This is a genomic window from Bacillus sp. 3103sda1 (assembly GCF_024159135.1).
Lineage (GTDB): Bacteria > Bacillota > Bacilli > Bacillales > Bacillaceae_G > Bacillus_A > Bacillus_A rhizoplanae.
The window spans coordinates 1,788,758-1,810,891 of record NZ_JAMYWS010000001.1 but is presented as its reverse complement, the minus strand read 5'-3'; the positions used below and the strand labels follow the sequence as shown (position 1 = coordinate 1,810,891).

The window sequence follows — 22,134 nt, the reverse complement described above, 5'->3', positions numbered from 1 at the left end:
TTACCCTTTTTTTATCCCAATTGATCTTGTACAAATAGTGCTTATTGAAGATTGTTAGTATAGAAAAATTCATATCCTTAACGTTGTAAAACGCAAAACCTTAACAATGCTTTATTTTATAGTCTAAAATATTTTTTAAATGAAACAGTTTTACAAAACCATCTTCATAATAATGAATAGAAAAAGAAAAAAAGGTTGACAAAACACCAACCTTTTTCTCTATTTATTAGAAGCTGCTTTCTCTGTAATACCAAGATGTTCATTCAATTTCTTTGATATTTCCGTTACATTTTGTTCATTTGGTTGATAATAATAAATACCGTTAATCCGTTTATCTGCACCTTGTACTTGTAATTTTTCAATGTTCAAGTCTGTTCCTGCCATGTTTTTCGCGATTGCGAGCATGTCATCAAATGTTAAGTTTGTTTTTAAATTTTTATCAACTGCATCTAATAATGAGCTCAGCTTTGTGATCGATTTAACTGATAATGCTTTTTTTGCAATTGCTTCGATTACAAGTTGCTGTCTTTGACCACGCATTGCATCGCTATCGATTTTACGTGTTCTCGCTAACGCAAGCGCTTGTTCTCCATTTAAATGTTGATAACCTTTTTCAAGGTGAATTGCACCAGCCTGGTCTTTGCTGTCTTGTTCTGTAAAGGTAACTGGCACATCAATATCAATACCGCCAAGTGAATCTACTATTTTAATAAAAGATTCAAAATTAAATTTCACATAATAATCAACAGGTACATTTAAAAAGCGTTCAACCGTATCACGTGTACTTTCCACTCCACCAAATACGTGCGCATGTGTAATTTTATCTAATTTTTTTCGTGATGGAATATATACACGCGAATCGCGTGGGATGCTTACTAACTTTACTGATTTATCATCTTTGTTAATCGTTGCCAATAACAAAGCATCAGTGCGAACAGCTTCACCGTATTGGCTTTTTCTTTGTTCGCTTTCATCTACTCCCATAATTAAAATAGAAATATTATCTTTTAAAGGTGACACCTCTTTATCACGTTTACTAGACTTATTTATTTCTGCATAAGAATTACTTGCAACCGCTTTTGCTTTACTATATATAAATGAACTGTAACTTATCCCGCCAATAATAAGAAGTAAAAAGGGAATTGTCAGAAACCATAAAAAGCCTTTTTTTTTGGAGCGCATTTTTTTCTTTTCACTTCTACTCATTACTTCTATATCTTCTGTCATTTCGCCTCTCCTTTCGAAACATTTCCTCTTACTAGTTTAATTGAAATACAGCATTCTTTGTATCGAATTACATTTCATTCACCTTACATTTTTGTAAGGATTTTTAAGTATTAATAATAGCTACTACATAAAAAGTAACATCAATTTGTTACAACCTACTAAGAACTTAATCTAAAAATGAATATTTTTGGGGATTTTCAAATAATTTTTTCTTATTTGGCATTAGTTCCAACAATCTTTATAGAATTATTTTATTCTTAGAACTACGGTAATTTCTTAATACACAAACAGAAAAAACTGCACCATTTACATAACTATAAGCCTTCAAACTATCTCCACTTCCATATTGTCAAATTTAAATAAGAATCTCATTTAAATATTGAAATAAAAAAACTGGCCCTCAAACATTTGAAGGTCAGTTTTTTCAACTCGCTTTAAAGCCACCACCCAATACATCACGTACATCATGAATAACAACAAATGCATTTTCATCTTTTCTACTCACGACTTGTTTTAATTGAACGAGTTCTTGTTTATTGATAACAATATATAATACTTCCTTATTATTTCCTGTGTAACCGCCTCGTCCTTCTAATACTGTTACACCACGCGTCATGTGCTGCATAATGGACTCTCGAATAACATCTGGATAGTTTGAAATAATTGTCACAGCTGTTCTTGTATCCATTCCTTCTACAATAAAATCAATGACCTTCGCACCAATAAAGACCGCTACAAGTGTATACATCGCTTTCTCCTGTCCGATAATAAACACTGAGCCGGCAATAACAACGATATCAATAATTAATACACCTTTCCCGACGCTCCAGCCTAAATATTGATTTGCTAACCTAGCTATGATAGCCGAACCACCCGATGTGCCACCTGCTCGAAACATAAATCCTAAGCCAACCCCAACAAAACTCCCTGCAAAAAGAGCTGCTAATAATGTATCATTATTTACTGGAGTTGCAACGCCTTCTGTGATATATAAAAAGAAAGATGTAGATATAATACCAAGAATTGTATACACCATCGTTTTCTTATCAAAAAATTTATAACCGATTGCAAGTAAAATGACATTCATTATAAGGTTTACAAGACCAGGAGACCAGTCAAACAAATAGTAGGTAATAACAGTAAGACCAATAATCCCCCCTTCTGATAATCGATTTGGAATAGCAAAAAAGTTAATCCCAATCGCAAATAATAATGATCCAACTATAACCAGTAAAATCTCTTTCGTACGTTCATTCATTACATTTTCCTCCCATCTATGCCTTTACATGTATGTTATAATTCAACATCTTAGGAAACTAAGTTGTCGCTCTCCATTTCTCTGCATGTTTCTCTATCATTTCAATTAATTTTTTCATCGCCGGAGTCAACCATTTATTTTTATGGTATGCCAGTTCCGTTGTAACAAAATCCTCACTGTATACCCATGGAAGAGCGATTAACTTGCCACGCTCAATTTCCTCCTTAACCGTAATAAGCGGTAAATACGATAATCCTAATCCGCACATGACAGTTTGTTTAATTGCCTCAATACTCCAAAAGTGAATACGTGAGCAATTAACCCCTTCCTCTTTTATCCATTTTTCTAATAAGTCTCGATAACTTCCCGGCTCTGTAAGCAGTAGCATTTCTCCTTCTAAATCAGCAGGGGTAACGATTTTTTGTTTCGTTAGCTGATGCCCTGGTGGAGCAACAAGCACAACTGTTTCTCGAACAAGGGAATGAGTGACAATATCTACACCAAGCTTTTCCGGATTTGTAAATAAAGCAAAATCAAATTTACCTGACTTTAACTCATTATGTAACTCCTGGCTCTCTGATGGCTGTAAAATGATATGAACTTGCGGATATTTCTTTTTAAATTCATATAAAATCACAGGTAATCGATATATCATTAAAGACTCGTTTGCCCCAATACGTATCGTTCCTGATGGTTTACCGTTCATTTGAGATGACTCCAGCGCCTCATTAGATAATTCTAATATTTTTTGCGCATAAGAAAGCATATGCTCTCCTACTTCAGTTAAAATCACCTTTTTACCAAGACGATCAAACAAAGGGCTTCCAACTTCTTCTTCTAAAGATTGAATATGATTGGTGATTGTTGATTGTGTATATCCGAGCCATTCTCCAGCCCTTGTAAATCCACCGCTTTCCGCTACAATAATAAAAGTTTTCAAATGACGTAACTCCATAGTGCCACCTCCTGTTGTACAATCGTTATTTCATCTTCAATAGCATAAATTACGGTTTATATTATAAAGGTTACATATACTTTTCTAACATCAATTTATTGTTATACCTATATTGCCATAATAACGAAAATTGATGTTACAAGATATATAATGCCAAAGGTAAACATGTGTTATATTCATGTAATTTTTATAAATGACTTCTCTCGGTTATATATAAGATGCATACAGTAAAATTTGTCCTGAAACACCCATGAAGCTAACTATTTTCATAGAAATAGTTAGCTTCATGGACAACCTTATATACTTTTAACCATGTATACTCGAATCGAAAACGATTGATTTCAAACTTAAGCTGCCAGTTTATATAAATGTCCATTCTCAAATGATGTATACGGCATATAAAGAAACTATACAACATTTCCCTCTTCACACTCACCTAATCACTATTATATATTTAGAATAAGAATAAATAAAATGAATTATTTTAATAGAAATCATTTAAAAAAATGATGACTAGATCTAATAAAAAAACATTCTATTAAATCGGCATACTTCTCTTCATTATATATTTTTATACGATTTTCTAAAAAACACTGTCCAAATTATAAATTACACATCCCTTACAACTGCTGAGACCCTATCGGAGAGTTATCTTTACAAACCCTATAATTATCTAGTATTATTACCTAGTACTTAAAAATGATTAATAAAAGTAATAATACTCAATCTATTAAACATTCAAAATGAAAACAAATTAACTCACCAAAACTTAATTTAAATTCATATATAAATAGATTTTATTTTTCGTTATATTAAAAATCGTTCTCACATGTATCCTCAGCACAGAGGAGTAGTTCTTATATCGTATTTTCTATCATTATGAATAGCAAAGTAGTGCCTGTATACTGTTATATACACTATATTGCTATACTCGATATTATAAGAATGATAATTAACACCACATCAATTACCTCAGTTCATTGATAATGACAACATTCTATTAGAACGTATTTTCTTTTTCTAACACAGACTTGAAAGGGGCATACTTTTGCAAACACAACAGGAGCTTAGTAAAAAAACTATCATATTTATCCATGGGTTAGTTGGGAATCGTCGTGCATTTAAAAAAGAGTGTAAGCTATTTTCCTCATCTTACAACATCATAACGTATGATTTACTCGGTCACGGTGACGATAAAGGACAAGCAATTGATTTTTCTTTAGATCAATTAGTACAGCAGTTAACAGATCTTTATGAAAAAGAGGGAATCCAGCAAGCACATATTTGTGCTCTAAGCTATGGATGTTATATTGCCACTATATTTGCTCATATGTATCCTGAAAAAGTATTGAGCCTTTGTCATATCGGAGGTCATTATAATAACCCCTCTGTTTTGTTTAATGTCTTCCAAAAGTTTTGGGAGACAAGAAATAATGAATATTCCACTTGGCTTTACCAGTATGCAAATACCATCTTCCCAAGTGGTATACTGAAAGCAAATCCATTTGCAATTGTTTCCAAAAATATTTACTATCGATTTGGATTACAATTGCACTCATCTATTATTAGAGAGTCACTGCGACATCGTTTAGAATTCGATTTAAAATCTCGGTTACGAGAACTTACGCAACCGATTCTATGGGTAATGGGAGAATATGATCATCTTTATAAATCTTGTTTATTTGATTTAAAAACTATTCTTCCAAATGTTTCATATAAAGAAATCCCATTGGCTGGTCATGCTGCAAATATATTTCGACCAAATTATTTTTACGATCTGTATTCTCAGTTTTTACTAGACGCATCATCGTAAAACCAATTATTTTTATTAGATAAAGAGAATCGTGTACCATCTTTTTTAATTAAATTGTAAACATAAGATTTAAAATGAATTTATCAACTTAAACTATGTATCAAAAAGGATCTAATTCAATAGAATTAGATCCTTTTCAATATACTTTCCAAAGCCCCTCCTAATCCAATTCATTATAAATTTCCCCCTATCTATTCGAATTTCATATTTTTATTTTGGTAAATCATTGACCTCATATGCAACTCGAATTCCAGATTCAATTGCTCCCTGCATCCAACCATGTGTAACTGTCGTATGCTCCCCAGCAAAATGCACCCTTCCCTCAGGTATTTTTATATAAGGGTATAGTTCCAATTCTTGTCCTGGCTCAAAAGCTGTGAAAGCTCCGCAAGAATAAGGGCTTTGACTCCAGCTAAAGGATGCTCCTGAAACGAATTCGGAATAAACTTGATTACCGTATAACTCTGCCAAATTCTTTAAAGCATATTGAATACGCTCTTCATTAGATAGGCTGTCCCACGTTAACGCTTCATCCGCCCATGTATAACTGGCTAAAACCACCGCTGCTCCTGTTGTTTGTATACCATAGCTCGGATAGTACGTAAATCGAATTGGCAAATCAGTGATAGATTTACCACCATATTGACCAATTCTTTCCCAAAAACGGCTTTTAAATTCAATCGCGATTTTAGTTGCAGCTATATAGTTAAGCTCACGAATAGCTCTTCTTTTGTAATAAGAAAAAGAATCAAACGGTTCAATTTTCACAAAGCGTAATGCAGAAAAAGGAATAGTTATAATAGCACGATCACCTGTTACCATAAATTGTTCTGAGGTTTTCTCATAAATAGAACGAATCGTAACACTCTCATTTTGCTGAATAATATCTGTCACTTTTTGATGAAATAGTATATTTTCTTTTAGCTGTGGTAAAAAGGATTGTGGTAATACATCCATGCCACCCGTAATCTCATAAAATTCATTTGTTGATGTAAAAAATATCATCTCTCGCAATACTTCAACCACGGACATCCCCATATACGCTTCCATGTCAAGAAGAATGCCAATCATGTCAATTGCACCGTCTGAAAGATAAGAATTTAAAACGAAACCTAATGAATATTTTCTATATTGTTTTTCTATAACAAACCAGTTTTTCACTGGATCTTGTTTTATAAAATTTATAATCGGTTGTAAAACTGAAAGCATTAGCTCTTCAGCTGTTTTTCCTCTTTCGTTTGGCATAACTGGGTATTTTAGAACACTTGGATTTTGTTCAAATATATTGAGACGCGTTTTTATGCCATTTGCATAAATGATATCCAAAGGAGTTCGGTTAATAAAACGATTCGTAGACAATCCAAACTTTTGAATATATGCCGAGGTTAAAGTGTGTACATCTGGAATGCGCATAGACCCTGCATTAAAATATAATCCATTGTTAAACGGAGATCGTACAGTGTACACTCTCCCTCCTATTCTATTATCTGCCTCCAAAATCGTAACTTTATGCCCAGCTTCCTTTAATAAAGATGCTCCAACTAATCCTGCTAATCCTGCACCAACAATAATGACATGTTTAGGAACTTGTGATTTATGAAGGCCATTTCTAATGATATGAATCATTTGCTCCGTTAATAATTGATTATTTATATTTTGAGGCATCCTTATTTACTCCTCTTCAAAAGGATTTCATTGCATTATATTCAATGAAAAGGACACCTATGTGTAGTTCTTTTCGTTTAAGATTTCGAAAAAAGGATTAATTCCATTGATAATTTGCTAAATATAAGGTCCCTTTACTACAAATGCTAATACCAGAGCCAAATAACATATTTCCCCACAAATTCCCCACCCTATTTCGTAACAAATAAGCATTTAATACATTTCATAAATACGATTTTTTAGTAATATACTTGACATAACTTAAACACAATTCTATACTTACTTACATAAAGTAATTAGATAATATTTAATGTTTTTTTAATACCTTTCGATTGTTCATTCAAACTAATTTACATCACTAAAACTTTATTACGAACAAAGGAGGAACAAAGATGAAATTTCAACATCATCCTTATACTTTTGTAAGTCATGTTCACATATTAATTGGAAATTTAGGACGCTCCCTTTCTTTTTATCGAGAAAAATTAGGATTCCAAATACTCGAACAATCAGAAACGAAAGCTGTACTAACAGCAGATGGAAAGACTCCACTTTTAACAATCGAACAACTAGAAAATATATTACCAAAACAACCACGCACAACTGGTTTATATCATTTTGCAATTTTATTACCTCATCGCTCTGATTTAGCAAAGGCATTATATCATCTCATCCAAACGGATTATCCTTTACAAGGAGCCTCTGATCATCTTGTGAGTGAAGCCGTTTATTTAGCAGATCCTGATGGAAATGGAATTGAAATTTATGTAGACCGTCCTTTTGAAACATGGGAGTGGAATGACGGGCAAGTAACAATGACAACTGAGCCTATAGCAAGTGACATTTTATCGGCCGCTAAAGACGAAACCTGGACTGGTCTTCCGAGTGACACAGTAATGGGACATATTCATTTACATGTTGCTGATTTAGGAAAAGCAGAGGAGTTTTATTGTACTGGTCTTGGGTTTGATGCTGTAAGTAGATACGGTCATCAAGCATTGTTTATCTCATCGGGAAAATATCATCATCATATCGGTTTAAATACATGGAATGGTATTGGGGCACCTTCTCCGGCAGCAAACAGCGTGGGATTAAAGCATTTTTCACTTTTATTCCCAGATGAAGAAACACGAACTCAAGCTGTGAAACGTCTCCAAGACATTGGGGCATCAGTAACAGTAACAGATGGGGTTATTGTTACAAAAGATCCTTCAGGTAACCATATTCAATTATGTATTTGAAGAAAGTAATAACTAAAAAATAAAATTTGGTGGTGTATAAAATGAGTTTTTTAAATAAATTATTTGGAAATTCAACTAGGCAAGAAGAAGTAAATCATGCAGAACATACAACAAAAGATTTTTATTCTGCTGTAGCAGATAGACGTTCTATTTATGCAATTAGTAAAGAGGCTGTCATTTCAGACGAACGTATTCAAGAAATTGTAAATCACGCTGTGAAACATACACCTTCTTCTTTCAATTCACAAAGTGCACGAGTAGTCGTATTGTTAGGAGAACAACATGATAAATTGTGGAATATTACAAGAAACACATTAAAAGAAATTGTTCCTGCTGATCAATTTAGTTCAACAGAAGAAAAAATGACCGTATTTGGAAACGGTTATGGTACAGTATTATTCTTTGAGGACAATAGCGTAATTGAATACTTACAAGAGAATTTTGCCCTATATAAAGATAATTTCCCTGTATGGTCACAACAATCATCTGGTATGCTTCAATTTGTTATCTGGACATCTTTAGAACTTGAAGGATTTGGTGCGACACTGCAACACTACAATCCTCTTATTGACGATGAAGTGAAAAAAGAATGGAATATTCCAAGTAGCTGGAAGTTAATTGCCCAAATGCCATTTGGTAAACCTGTTGCTCCGGCGAATAACAAAGAATTTAAACCAACAGAAGAACGTATTAAATTCTTTAAATAATACCTAACAAATAAAAATAGTCTAAGTCACATTACATATTTTGACTTAGACTATTTTTATATTTTTCATAAACTACAATTTAAACCTGTACCATTTATTTCGCTCTACTGATTTCTTATTATTAGAATAAACTGTAACCCAATTGCAATGACTAATATACCACCTGTAAAATATGGAAAAGTTACAAGTGCTGCAGCCCAAGTATTACCGACAATGCTATCAAATCTTAAAAAAAGCTACCCAGAAGTCAAAGTAATATTGTTCGAAGGTACGTATGTAGAAATTGTGGAGTGGGTTAATAATGGCACCGTAGATATAGGATTCGTTATAGAAGAAACGACAAAAAAACACTTTCAATCGGTATCTATTGCAAAAGATGAAATTGTCTTAGGTTTACCGAAAAATCATCCGCTAGTTAATGAAAAAACAATTGATATAAAAGCAATTACTAATATGGACTTTATTATGCCAAAAGCTCCTTATCAATCATTAGTCTTAGAAAATTTATCTGCTCATGATGTATTCCCAAACATTATATTAGAAGTACTGAATTGCGAAACGATTGTTAATATGGTTTCACAAAATCTCGGGATTAGCATGGGCCCTGAACTATTTTTTAAGTCTCATACAAACATTGAAATAAAAAAACTAAAGCAAAAAAAATATCGTCAAATTAGCCTTGCATTTACAGAAAAAACTCCTATCATAAATGCTTTTTTAGTATGTAATCAGTTATAACAGTATACATGAAGCCACAAACGTATTGTTTGTGGCTTCATGTATACTCACTTTTGTTTCATTTGTTTCACTAATAATTGTTTTACTTCGTTATATGTTAAACCAGACTTCTTATTAAGCTTCTTCACTTCTTCAATATCAGTGCCAACAACTGTATATTTTTTCTCTTTGTTCATTCTGCACGTCCTTTTTTAAATATTAAATATACAATACGTTTTTATAAAGTACTATTGATTTTTTTAACTAGTTTTAACTCAAGCATTTTGTTTTTGTATTTATTCCCTAAAATTAAATTCATTACTCATTTACTCCCTTTCCAACTTCGTTCTTAATTGAAAAAGGTGTTACGACATAGCGTAACACCTTCCATCACTTCTCAAACACAAAATTAATCTTCCCATCTTTCCACTCTAACTTCGCATCAAACATTTTATCGTTCTTCTTGAAACCTTTCATTAGTTCCGTCTGTTCACCTTTTAATAGCTTTTTCATATTCTTTTGCGAAATCGTTTTTCCTAATATCTTTTTAGAGATTGTGAAATCACATTTCGTTGTATTATAGTTCGAACATCCATAAAAAGTAGATTTATCGATCACATCTCCATCACACTTTTTACATTGTCCGACTTTTTTACCAACTGTAAATTTAGAATTAGATCGTTCAATAGATTCTACATGTAACCCCGTGAAATCCCATTTCTCAGACATTTCAATTGCATCTTCAATAATTTTTGCTGAGAGCTTTTTCGTTTGTTCCATAAATGTTGCTGGTGAAGCTGTACCTTCTCCAATTTCGGCAAGGCGCTGCTCCCACTTTGCTGTCATTTCTGGTGAAGCTAAAATTTTATCACCAATTGCAGTTATGAGTACTTTTCCTTTATCAGTCGCGTAAACCTGATTTTTCTTTACTTCAATATACTTTCGATCCTTCAGCATAGTAATAATACCAGCTCGCGTTGCTTCCGTCCCTAAACCTTCTGTCTTTTTTAATACTTTTTCCAGTTCTTCGTTCTCTAAATACTTCCCGGCTGTTTTCATTAGCGTAATGAGCTGACCTTCTGTATATCGTTTTGGTGGTTGCGTTTTTCCTTCTTTCACTTTCACCTTTGCAACTTTTCCTTGTTCTCCTTCTTGTACAATTGGAAGAATTGTTTCTTCATCTTTATCATCTTGGAAAATGACTTTACGCCAACCTTCTTGAATTTGCTGTTTTCCTTTTGAAATGAATTCAGCACGTCCATCAACGAGCGTTGTAATTGTAGTATAGTCAAAAATCGCAGCTTCATAGTGTGCCGCAATTAATCTTCTCACAATCATATCGTAAATTTTTCTTTCATCACCCGATAATTTACTTGGATTTGTTACTTGTTCTGTTGGAATAATTGCGTAGTGATCTGTTACCTTCTTTTCATTCACATATCGCTTATTATTCATAATAGAAGGAATTGGCGCTGGCAATACACCTTTATATTCTTCAAACTGACTTAATTTCTGCAAAATATCAGGAAACGTTGCAGCTTCCCCTTCTGTTACATAGTTAGAATCTGAACGCGGATAAGAAACAATCCCTTTTTGATATAACGCTTGTGTTATATCAAGTGTTTTCTTCGGTGAAAATTTAAATGCTTTATTCGCCGTTGCTTGTAACGATGATAAGTTAAATAAAAATGGTGGCTGAAACTCTTTCCGCTCTGTTTTCATTTCTTTCACTTCAGCCGGCTTATTTTGACAAAATGCAGCGATTTTATTTGCCATATTCGGATCTTTTAAGCGAGATTCATTGTCCTGTTCCCACTTACCTTCATATTTCTTTTCTTCTATATTAAAGGTTGCCAACACTTCCCAAAATGGCTCTGATTTAAAGTTTTCTATTTCTTTCTCACGTTTCACAATTAATGCAAGTGTCGGTGTTTGCACACGTCCCGCTGAAAAAACATCATTCATTCCTTTTTTCTTTAGTAAAATACTAAAAACACGGGAAGCATATAGCGATAGGTAAGTTTTTGATGCTATCTCCAACTTTTCCCCCGCTCCACACCGTACGTGCGATTTTCACCGCATACGGCGTTCCATCAATTTAGACATATCTTTGTTTTCCCTAATCTGATAATATTAGTTCTTTTTAATGCGATTATATTATTCAATATTGCTATATAGCTTTGTTTCCAACTTTCTTTCTAAATTTGTTAAGTTTTTCAAGTTGGATCTCGTTGAGATCAAATAAGGTTAAGAGCTTGCTTATATTTTTAGGGTCATTTGTATGGATAAGTAAATGTATATCATGATGGATAACCACTAAATTTACATATCTATCATCTTTTGATTCATGATGAGGAATAATGTGATGACAGTGGATTTCATTGAAAGCCAGTTCCCTGCCTGTGATAGCACATTTTCCATGTTGAGCGACAAGCTTTGATATACGATTATCATTGTACTCAACTGTAGCACGTTCATTTATAATAGGATTCTCTCTTAACCATTGAAGCATATATTCAGACACTAGACTCTGGTTTTTATGAATTTCTACACGCCCTTGCGGGGTGTACTTATTAGTCGAACTTTTCTTGCCTAATGGTTTTCGTTGCTTAACATAGCCAATAGGGATAATCGGCATGTCAAGCAAATACCTCATATTTTTCGACTTCATGTATTTCATAATACCTTTGTCTTTTGTCTTATAATTGCTTGTTTTACTCAATCCACGTAGCCGATTTTTAAGGCTTATCATTACAGAGTAATGGATGCCATTAAAATCAGTCGCTACATGCGAAGCTATATTATAGTAATTATGAATACCTAATACCAAAGCGTTATATCTACTAATTTCAGCTACTGTTTCTTTTGAGTTTGGGCTTTTCTGGATGGCTCGTATTTGAGTTTTAAGCTGATACCTTATACTTTTTATTGCTTTTTGCGATACATAAGTGTGCATAACATATCTATCAGCTTTTCTTTCAGCTTTCAACTCAAATCCCAAAAATGTACTTCTTTCATTCCACAAATCAGTTATTTGGGATTTTTCTTCTGAAATTGGTAGACGTAACCTATCTTCAAGCCACTGTTTACTTGCATGGTAAATGCGTTCAGCAGTTTTCTTGTCCTTGCAAAATATTTTAAAGTCATCAGCATACCGGACATAGTAGAACTCCTTGAGTGTTGTACTTGACCTTAATTTGCGATAATGATTTGATTTAACTTCACCTTTACCTTTGGCGTACTGGTTTATAATTTCTTTACAGCGACGTCCTTGCCATTGCTTTGATATCCACCAGTCAAACTCATTTAGATTAATGTTTGCTAGCAGAGGGGAAAGAACTGCACCTTGCGGTGTTCCTTTTGTTGGAATTATCACTATGCCGTTAGGCATGACAATAGGTGATTTCAGCATTTTCCCAATGATTGCTAATAGTTGTTTGTCTCTGATACCAATAGTCCAAAGTTGTTTCATGAGTTTGCTGTGGCATACTTCATCGAAGAAGCCTTTGATATCCACATCAACCACATAACGACATTGATTAAAGTTAATTCTATGACCGCAATCAACGATTGCTTGTTCCACTGACCTATTAGGTCTAAATCCGTAGCTATGAGTATTGAATTTTTGCTTCGCAGATAGGTTCTATCACTTGAAGAATGCTTTGCTGTGTCAGCCTATCCCAAATAGATGCAATTCCTAGTGGTCTTGTCTTTCCGTTTGGTTTAGGAATATCTACCCTTTTGACACGCCTCGGTTGATACCAAGAAAATCTTTTCTTCATTATGGATAGGTATTCATTTGTACTAAGTTTTTCAATATCTTTGATTGTCAATTTATCAATACCTGCTGTGTAACTTCCTTTATTACGTTTAATATTTCTGTACGCTAGTAGCAAGTTATCATCAGATACGATATATTGCATTAGGTTTTTGAATATCGCATTCTCGGAACTTTCCTTGAACAGCAAATCAAACGTTGGTGTCATACCGTAGTACTCAGCATGTCGCAACTTGCTATCTTTTAGTTCCTTTTGAACTACATCACTCATAGTTAATCACTTCCTATCGGACGTGTTGCTAGTTGTCTTACACGAACCTATGAAAATGATTAGGGTTTCCGATTTGTTTCTAAAATTGACTTGTGGCTATTCCTCTGTTCTCATTACAAGAACTTCAACGGTCATGCCACTACTCTCACTGGGATAAAACAAGGTTATTCGCTATTTACGCATTTCCTTATAACGCTTCATTGAGTGTGTCCTCTCTACGTTCCCAGCTTTCCACGTTGCCTTATTTCTATCAAAATTACATTAGGTTAGGTGCTGACTATACCCCACCATTCTATCCAACGCCTGTAACGTTGCATGGTTTTTCATAGAATGAATTCTTACTCAACCACAGAATGATAAACTCAGATTTCTCTAAGCCAGATCGTAGGAGCGTACATTCGCCAGTTCGTCAGTGTTTTACCACATTCTCACCATACTAAGTTTTTAACGACTTCCGAGCTATCATATACGGACAGTACCGCTACTGCCTTTTCGGTTGTTCACTGAACACTACGGTATATTTCACTCGACTTCACCGAGCTTCACACCATTTCCATATACACATAGGAAATCGCATGTCGGAGTATTAAAGGGAGCGTTTCAGAACGTTACTTCATCATTCCACTCCTCGAAATAAGACTTTATCCCTTATTTGTTTTATTTCATAACACGTAGGGATAAGATAGCTTTTCACTATCTAACGTGTCGCACTCATTCCAACAACCCAGTCCGCACATGATCGTGTATATGCTTCATAGTATGTATTAATCGTATCTGCTTCATCAAGTAAGTTTTTAAATCCTTGATAGATTGCTTGCTTCGTTAAAGAAGAAATCCACAGACGCTTCATCGGTTTTTGGACATTACAAAGATTAACGATATTCCGTACAATTAATTCCCCTTCACGCCCAGCATCTCCCGCATGAATAATTTCTGTTACTTGCGGATTATGTAACAACTGTTTCACAACATTAAATTGCTTATACTTTGACTTTGTTACTTCAAATTGAAAACGCTCTGGAATCATTGGCAACGTATCTAATGACCATTTTTTCCACTCAGTATGATAATGTTCTGGATTACATAATTGCGTCAAATGACCAATGGCCCACGTACAATAAGCACCATTCGGAAACAATTCATTTGCTTCCACTTCCAAATAACCGTCTTTTCGTCGATATTTAAATTGAGAAACAAGCGCTAAACCTTGATCTGGTTTCTCGGCAATAATTAATTTCATTTCATAACTCCCTATCTAAATGCCAGTGTTACTATCATTGTATCTATTTTTTTAAGTGATGAAAAATATCTATCGCTCACAATTCGCTTTATATGTTTTAGACCTATCATATTATACGCTTAATCCTAGCAACTTCACAATAGAGCAGATTGGTATGTTAATACTAAAAAGAAAAAAATGACAAACTAAAATAATGCTACTTCAAATAAAGAAGTAGCATTATCTTATACAAACCTTAAATTATAATAACGTGTCAACATGATTGCAGAAAAACGAAAAGAACCATCCCTTTTTCTATATCATGTGCCACAGAAAGTTCGGTAAGGACAGGATGATGGCGCAGGTAGCGTCGCATATTCATCTTGTTCTGGGGAGTGCGCGTAAGGATTTGAAAGGACATTAAGAAGACGTTCCATCACGCTGTAATCTCCATGTTTCACAGCAGCTTCCAAAGCTTCTTCTACTCTGTGATTCCGTGGGATTACCGCAGGATTGTTTTTCCGCATCAATAAATGTGAAGAATCTTTTGATTCTTCCTGCCTACCTAGTCTTTCCTGCCACTGCTCATGCCACTGATTGAATTCTGGAGTTTCAAACAAGGCCATATCCTCCAGCTTATCAAAAGTTAACGCACGGAAAGTATTCGTATAGTCCGCACGATACTTCTCCATGATAGTAAGGAGGTCTTCAATAAGTGCTTTATCCTGTACTTCTTCGTTAAATATCCCTAATTTAGCTCTCATTCCAGCGAGCCAGTTCGAATGATATAACTCATTATAATTTAAAATTGCATCTTGAGCCATTTCCATCGATTTTGCATAATCACTATGCAATAGTGGTAATAAAGTTTCAGCAAGCCTTGCAAGATTCCATCCACCAATATACGGCTGATTGCCATAAGCATAGCGACCTTGAAGATCAATGGAACTGAATACCGTTTCCGGATCATAAGTATCCATGAAGGCACAAGGACCATAATCAATGGTTTCCCCACTAATGGTCATATTGTCGGTGTTCATCACCCCATGAATAAAACCAACAAGTTGCCATTTTGCAATCAACTGAGCTTGACGCTTAATCACTTCCTCAAGCAGGGAAAGATAGCGATTTTCAGCAGCGTCAACGTCTAGATAATGTCGCTGTATTGTATAATCAGCTAGGGCTTGAAGATCTTCAACAGTGCCCCATTTGGAAACGTACTGAAAGGTGCCAACGCGCAAATGACTTGCAGCCACACGGGTAAGAATTGCACCAGGCTGCTCGGTTTCGCGAAAGATTGATTCACCGGTTGTTACCACCGCTAAACTACGGGTAGTAGCAATACCAAGCGCATGCATTGCTTCGCTGATGATATATTCGCGTAGCATCGGTCCAAGTGCCGCTCGACCATCCCCCCGGCGAGAGTATGGTGTTCTACCAGAACCTTTCAGGTGAATATCCACCCTCTCACCTAAGGGAGTGATTTGCTCGCTAAGCAGCAGAGCTCGGCCGTCTCCGAGCCGGTTAAAATGTCCGAATTGATGCCCCGCGTAAGCTTGAGCAAGAGGAAACGCACCTTCGGGAATCCGATTTCCTGCAAGCACCGCTACTCCATCGTCACTTTCTAGTTCCTCGATGTTCAATCCTAGGGATGTTGCCAACGAATCATTGAGAATAACCAACTTCGGTGAGCGAACAGGTGTTGGATTGAGGCTGGTGAAAAATAATTCCGGTAGACGGGCATAGCTATTATCTAAGTTCCATCCTGTTTCTATTCTTTCTTTTTTATTTGTCATTGTATCACCGTTTCTTCTTTTATCTTTTTTACATAAAGTGAAACTTCCATCCGTGGGGGTTTTCTTCATCCCCCACGGATGGTTAGTTGAACCAATCGGGCTTTTACGGGCAGTTATCTCCCACCTTTCTTCTTCGCTTTTCTCTAAATCTTGAGGTGGGGGACTTACTGCCCGTTAATGCGGGATAAAACAAAAACTCTAATAATTAAATGGTATTTTAGTTATGTATTTCTACATCAATACAAAGCAACCTTTTTTAGTGTCTACTTCGGTTAATTTATTATACTATTTCCGACAAATTATGAATTTTGTACTGCATCGATTCGAAAACTATTGAATTAAATATTAAGTAATAGTAAACACCCTTCTAATTATAATACATTAATATAAAAAAATTGGCAGAATATGTGGTATATCTATTTGCTAGCAGATATGTGTTATCTATATTATTGCAATTTGAACGAATTATTTATAAAAAAGAAGCTATCCCTTTATTTAATATTGGGAATAGCCTCTTTATTTTATCATTTACAAATTACATAATATATCTTTCATTACATTAAATCATTAATTGAAAATCCACCTGGCAGTAAACTTTCAACTGTTACTTCTTTTTCATCGCCTTTTTGATTTGTCAATAATACTGGCATTTGCGGATCACAAAATTCTGCGATTACTTGTCGGCACGCTCCGCATGGTGAAATAGGACCATCCGTATTACCGGTTATTACTAAATAACTGAAATCGCGCTCTCCTTCTGACACTGCTTTAAATATTGCTGTTCTTTCGGCACAATTACATAAACCATAAGACGCATTTTCTATGTTACAGCCTGTATAAATTTTACCATCTTTCGTAACGAGTGCCGCTCCAACAGGGAACTTTGAATATGGAATATAAGCTTTTGACAACATCTTTGTAGCTTCTTCAATATATTTTTGTTTATCCATATCATTTCCTCCTCAAAGTAAATGTAATTCTGTTAAGCATTAATCAGTTATCACAGTGTAAATTAATTTAGGAGTTTCAGCCTTTTCTGATACAGAAATGTTTTCATAAATTTTAGCTTTTACATCTTCAACATCTTCGCGATTTGCATAAATCGTAACTAATGGCTCTCCTTCTTTTACAACTTCGCCAACTTTTTTGCGTAGCATTAAGCCAACCGCTAAATCAATTTCATCCTCTTTCGTTGCACGACCTGCTCCTAGAAGCATCGCAGCAATACCGATTTCATCTGCAACAATGTTAGACACAACACCTGAAGTTTTAGCTGGTACATCAATTACATATTTCGCTTGTGGTAATTTTTCTGGATGATCTACAATTGAGCTATCTCCGCCCTGATTACGTAAGAACTCTTTGAATTTCTCAATCGCTTTTCCATTTTTCATAACTTCTTTCAACATTTCACGTGCTTCTTCTAATGTATTTGCTTTTTTACCAAGTACAACCATTTGGCTTCCTAATACAAGCACTAATTCTGTTAAGTCTTCTGGACCTTCTCCTTTTAGCGTATCAATTGCTTCCTTCACCTCAAGAGCATTACCAATCGCAAAGCCAAGTGGTTGTGACATATCTGAAATAACAGCCATTGTTTGACGGCCAACATTATTTCCGATTCGAACCATTGCATGTGCTAATTTTTTCGCATCCTCTTCTGTTTTCATAAATGCTCCTGCTCCTGTCTTAACATCAAGAACAATTGCATCAGCTCCAGCTGCAATTTTTTTACTCATAATTGAACTTGCGATTAATGGAATCGAATTCACAGTTCCGGTAACATCACGTAGTGCATATATCTTTTTATCGGCAGGTGTTAAATTACCTGTTTGTCCAATAACTGCAACCTTATCACGATTCACTAAATCAATAAATTGCTCTTTCGTAATCTCAACATGGAATCCTTCAACTGCTTCTAATTTATCAATCGTACCACCTGTATGCCCTAGACCACGTCCAGACATTTTTGCAACTGGTACATCTAAAGCAGCTACTAATGGTCCTAAAACCAATGTTGTTGTATCACCAACACCGCCAGTTGAATGTTTATCTACTTTAACCCCTTCAATCTCTGATAAATCAATTGTCTCTCCAGAATTCACCATAGCCATTGTTAAATCAGCACGTTCACGATCAGACATATCTTGGAAAAAGATAGCCATTGCTAGTGCACTTACTTGATAATCAGGGATTGATCCATCTGTATATCCTTTAATAAAAAATTGAATTTCCTCTGTTGTTAGTTCTTTACCATCACGTTTTTTTGCAATAATATCTACCATTCTCATCCTAATCACCAATCCTTCTTATTTTATTTTGTAAAGGGTAAACTTATTAAACTCTTAATATATTAATCCAACTATTGTTGCGGATAAAAAGCTTACTAAAGTTGCTCCGAAAAGCAGTTTCAAACCAAATCTTGCTACCACATTTCCTTGTTTTTCATGTAAACTTTTAACAGCTCCAGCGATAATTCCGATTGAAGAGAAGTTTGCGAATGAAACTAGGAACACCGATATGATAGCAGTCGTTCTTCCTGAAAAATTAAAGTTTCCTTGTGCTAAATTTGTCATAGCTACAAACTCATTTGATACAAGTTTCGTCGCCATAATATTACCGGCATTAACAGCTTCATTCCAAGGAACCCCCATAATAAATGCAAATGGTGCAAATACATAACCAAGAATCTCTTGGAATGAGATACCAATTACTCCTTTAAAAATGGCATTAATAAAAGCAATTAAAGCAACAAATCCAATTAGCATAGCAGCTACTGTAATAGCAACTTTAAAGCCATCTACTATATATTCCCCTAATACTTCAAAAAAGGTCTTTTTCTCTTCCTCTTGTACTTCTAAAATATCTTCTTCTTCCGTAACCTCATAAGGATTAATAATAGAAGCAATGATAAACCCACCAAACAAGTTCAGCACTAAAGCGGTTACAACATACTGTGGTTTTAATAACACCATATAGGATCCCACTATAGACATGGACACCGTTGACATTGCAGAAGCACACAGTGTATATAATCTTTTTTCACTTAATAAACCTAATTGTTTCTTAACAGAGATGAATACCTCTGACTGCCCTAAAATTGCTGAAGCTACAGCATTATATGATTCAAGTTTTCCCATTCCATTCACTTTACTTAAAGCTAAACCAATATATTTCACAATGAACGGCAATACCTTAAAGTGCTGCAAAATACCAATTAAAGCTGATATAAACACAATTGGCATTAATACTCCTAAAAAGAATGAAAATTCTTTTTGATTTAACAAACCACCAAATACAAAGTTAACACCATCAGCAGCATACTTTAACAATTGTCCAAAACCATCTGCAATTCCAGCAATTAGTACGTTCCCGATACTTGTATTTAATAGTAAGAAACCTAAAATAAACTGAAGTATAATCATCGTTATAATAGGGCGATATTTCACTTTTCTTCTATTATTACTTGCAAGCCATGCGATACCTAACACAATTATCAAGCCTATGATACCGATTACATATTTCATAAAAATCCCCTCCTTTTTCGTATCCGCTTACATATTTTTTGATTGTTAAAGCAATAGATACACTATGCTTCTCAGCAATTCGTGTATCTATTGCTTACAACTTTTTATGAATTAATAGTTATCTGAAACGCCGTTTGTATCATTTAATACAATTGCAACACTAGCACTTGCTCCGATTCTAGAAGCGCCAGCTTCAATCATTTTCTCTGCATCTTCTCGCGTACGAACGCCACCAGATGCTTTTACACCAACGTTTTCTCCAACAGTTTTGCGCATTAATGTGATATCTTCCGCAGTTGCACCGCCAGTTGAGAATCCAGTTGAAGTTTTTACAAAATCAGCACCAGCTTTTACAGATAATTCACAAGCACGTACTTTTTCTTCATCTGTTAATAAACAAGTTTCAATGATAACTTTTACAAGTGCTTTTCCTTTTGCAGCTTGTACAACTTCACGAATATCGTTTTCTACGAATTCATTATCTCCATCTTTTAAAGCACCAACATTGATTACCATGTCTACTTCTGTTGCACCTTTTGCAATTACATCTTTTGTTTCAAATACTTTTGTCTCAGTTGTATTTGCACCTAAAGGGAATCCGATTACTGTACAAACATCCACATTATGCCCTGCTAATTCTTCAGCAGCTAATTTTACCCATGTAGGATTAATACAAACAGAAGCGAAATTATATTTCTTTGCTTCTTCTAAGACTTTCATAACATCTTCTTTCGTAGTATTCGGTTTCAAAACTGTATGATCAATTAACTTTGCAATGTTCATTTTTTTCACTCCTCATATCTTTTAACAACTTCATTCTAACTCCCATTTGAACAAATGTAAACACGCTTTTGAAATTTTGTTCAAATGTTTTTGTAAAAAAGGTTCTCTCAAAATCATACTTTTGGGAGAACCTTCTATTTCTAGCCCTTTTGATAATGTAGCAACTCTTTTGCTGTATGCTGATCGATAATCAACACATTCGCATATCCGCCTCTTAATGCACCATCAATTGCCTTTACTTTTCTAGAGCCTCCTGCAACAAGAACAGAGCGCTTCTTTAAGCGCAACTCTTCTAAATCAATACCAATTGTGCGCTGGTTAATTTCCTCACTGCAAATATTACCATTTCCATCGAAGAAACGTGAGCAAATGTCCCCAACAGCTTGTTCTTTCAATAAGTTCATTTCTTGTTCATTCAAATAACCTAGTCGAAATAATAATGCCTCATCTCTAACAGTTCCCACTGTGAAAATAGCAATATTAGCTTGTTTTCCCATCTCAACAATATGGTGAATATGCCGATCCTGCTCTACTAATTCTTTTGTAACTGCATTATCAAATATAACTGGAAGCGGTAGGTTTCGCGGTGTTGTTTGAAAGGCGTCCGCAAACAAGGCAATTGTTTCATTCGCATATGTATTTACACTTGAATGACTAATACCTCCTTTTAATTGGACAACTTCTACCCCTTTCACATGCTGCGGGACAATTTTTCTAGCGACTTCATACATCGTCGTTCCCCAACTTACACCAACAACATCACCATTTGTAACAGTCTTTTCCATATACTCTGCAGCATACTTACTAATATACTCTGTAATGGCCGTATATTCTGGTACTGGAGAAAATACGACATGCGCCTCTAATAAGTTATATTTTTCTTTAAGTAGGTTTCCTACATTATCTAAATCAGCAAATGGATCAGTTATTTTAATTTGAACAAATCCTTTTTCTTTTGCATATTTTAACAATCTCGAGATAGTCGGCCTTGAGATATTTAATTTATTTGCAATCTCTTGTTGACTATAATCAGATTGGTAGTATAACCTTGCAACTTCAACGCTTAATTGTTGTTTTTCTTTGTCCATATTCGTTATTTCTATACCCCTTCCAAACTTATTCTACCTTAATGGCATCATAACATTTCATGTTAGAAAATTCGACTATACGAATTGGA

15 protein-coding genes and 3 pseudogenes are annotated in these 22,134 nt (G+C 34.7%); 4 read left to right on the top strand and 14 right to left on the bottom strand.

Translation table 11 applies throughout. The features are described from left to right. Window positions 1-219: 219 nt before the first annotated feature. From NKR74_RS09060 to NKR74_RS09050, 3 genes are all read right to left on the bottom strand, one after another. On the bottom strand, window positions 220-1,227 hold the full coding sequence (locus tag NKR74_RS09060) for an LCP family protein (protein ID WP_253629304.1): 1,008 nt from the start codon (window positions 1,225-1,227) through the stop codon (window positions 220-222). A 424-nt stretch (window positions 1,228-1,651) separates the two neighbouring features. Beyond that, window positions 1,652-2,485: a YitT family protein gene (locus NKR74_RS09055; RefSeq protein ID WP_098310436.1), complete on the bottom strand. Its 834-nt coding sequence runs from the start codon at window positions 2,483-2,485 to the stop codon at window positions 1,652-1,654. Window positions 2,486-2,543: 58 nt separating this feature from the next. Next, window positions 2,544-3,440 (bottom strand): LysR family transcriptional regulator, encoded by an 897-nt coding sequence (locus tag NKR74_RS09050; RefSeq protein WP_098310435.1) that lies wholly within the window; start codon window positions 3,438-3,440, stop codon window positions 2,544-2,546. Between the two features lie 1,048 nt (window positions 3,441-4,488). Here NKR74_RS09050 and NKR74_RS09045 point away from each other — a divergent pair. Next, window positions 4,489-5,253 carry an alpha/beta fold hydrolase gene (locus NKR74_RS09045; RefSeq protein WP_098310434.1) on the top strand — a complete coding sequence of 255 codons (765 nt, stop codon included), beginning with the start codon at window positions 4,489-4,491 and terminating at the stop codon, window positions 5,251-5,253. A gap of 210 nt (window positions 5,254-5,463) precedes the next feature. On the opposite strand, the gene NKR74_RS09040 is transcribed toward NKR74_RS09045, so the two are convergent. Beyond that, window positions 5,464-6,918 carry a flavin monoamine oxidase family protein gene (locus tag NKR74_RS09040; protein ID WP_253629303.1) on the bottom strand — a complete coding sequence of 485 codons (1,455 nt, stop codon included), beginning with the start codon at window positions 6,916-6,918 and terminating at the stop codon, window positions 5,464-5,466. A 392-nt stretch (window positions 6,919-7,310) separates the two neighbouring features. On the opposite strand from NKR74_RS09040, the gene NKR74_RS09035 reads away from it, so the two are divergent. The 3 genes from NKR74_RS09035 to NKR74_RS09025 all read left to right on the top strand — a co-directional run bounded on the left by NKR74_RS09035 (window position 7,311) and on the right by NKR74_RS09025 (window position 9,604). Continuing rightward, window positions 7,311-8,159, top strand: a complete 849-nt coding sequence (locus NKR74_RS09035) for a VOC family protein (protein ID WP_253629302.1) — start codon at window positions 7,311-7,313, stop codon at window positions 8,157-8,159. A 41-nt stretch (window positions 8,160-8,200) separates the two neighbouring features. Next, window positions 8,201-8,866, top strand: a complete 666-nt coding sequence (locus NKR74_RS09030; RefSeq protein ID WP_253629301.1) for a nitroreductase family protein — start codon at window positions 8,201-8,203, stop codon at window positions 8,864-8,866. Between the two features lie 147 nt (window positions 8,867-9,013). Further along, entirely contained in the window at window positions 9,014-9,604 is a 591-nt protein-coding gene (locus NKR74_RS09025; RefSeq protein WP_253629300.1) for a LysR family transcriptional regulator substrate-binding protein, read from the top strand. Window positions 9,605-9,651: 47 nt separating this feature from the next. Here the strand turns inward: NKR74_RS09025 and NKR74_RS23915 are convergent, their stop codons facing one another. The 10 genes and pseudogenes from NKR74_RS23915 to NKR74_RS08980 all read right to left on the bottom strand — a co-directional run bounded on the left by NKR74_RS23915 (window position 9,652) and on the right by NKR74_RS08980 (window position 22,045). Continuing rightward, on the bottom strand, window positions 9,652-9,780 hold the full coding sequence (locus tag NKR74_RS23915) for a hypothetical protein (RefSeq protein ID WP_301287678.1): 129 nt from the start codon (window positions 9,778-9,780) through the stop codon (window positions 9,652-9,654). Window positions 9,781-9,973: 193 nt separating this feature from the next. Then, window positions 9,974-11,599 (bottom strand): annotated as a pseudogene (locus NKR74_RS09020) (type IA DNA topoisomerase); the annotation flags it as partial. 154 nt (window positions 11,600-11,753) lie between these two features. Next, window positions 11,754-13,632: pseudogene (gene ltrA / locus NKR74_RS09015) on the bottom strand (group II intron reverse transcriptase/maturase). A gap of 700 nt (window positions 13,633-14,332) precedes the next feature. Further along, window positions 14,333-14,872 (bottom strand): annotated as a pseudogene (gene topB, locus NKR74_RS09010) (DNA topoisomerase III); the annotation flags it as partial. Window positions 14,873-15,171: 299 nt separating this feature from the next. Beyond that, a complete protein-coding gene (locus NKR74_RS09005; protein ID WP_253631116.1) occupies window positions 15,172-16,647 on the bottom strand; it encodes a protein adenylyltransferase SelO in 1,476 nt (491 codons plus the stop codon). 554 nt (window positions 16,648-17,201) lie between these two features. Beyond that, the gene (locus NKR74_RS09000; RefSeq protein WP_253629299.1) at window positions 17,202-17,597 is read right to left on the bottom strand and encodes a cytidine deaminase; all 396 of its coding nucleotides are present in this window, start codon (window positions 17,595-17,597) and stop codon (window positions 17,202-17,204) included. Window positions 17,598-17,636: 39 nt separating this feature from the next. Continuing rightward, complete coding sequence (locus NKR74_RS08995; RefSeq protein WP_253629298.1) at window positions 17,637-18,938, bottom strand: pyrimidine-nucleoside phosphorylase; 1,302 nt, start codon at window positions 18,936-18,938, stop codon at window positions 17,637-17,639. A gap of 54 nt (window positions 18,939-18,992) precedes the next feature. Then, complete coding sequence (locus tag NKR74_RS08990) at window positions 18,993-20,174, bottom strand: NupC/NupG family nucleoside CNT transporter (protein ID WP_253629297.1); 1,182 nt, start codon at window positions 20,172-20,174, stop codon at window positions 18,993-18,995. A gap of 111 nt (window positions 20,175-20,285) precedes the next feature. Continuing rightward, the gene (deoC, locus tag NKR74_RS08985; protein ID WP_253629296.1) at window positions 20,286-20,957 is read right to left on the bottom strand and encodes a deoxyribose-phosphate aldolase; all 672 of its coding nucleotides are present in this window, start codon (window positions 20,955-20,957) and stop codon (window positions 20,286-20,288) included. Window positions 20,958-21,097: 140 nt separating this feature from the next. Further along, a complete protein-coding gene (locus tag NKR74_RS08980; RefSeq protein WP_098309942.1) occupies window positions 21,098-22,045 on the bottom strand; it encodes a DNA-binding transcriptional repressor DeoR in 948 nt (315 codons plus the stop codon). Between the last annotated feature and the right edge of the window lie 89 nt (window positions 22,046-22,134).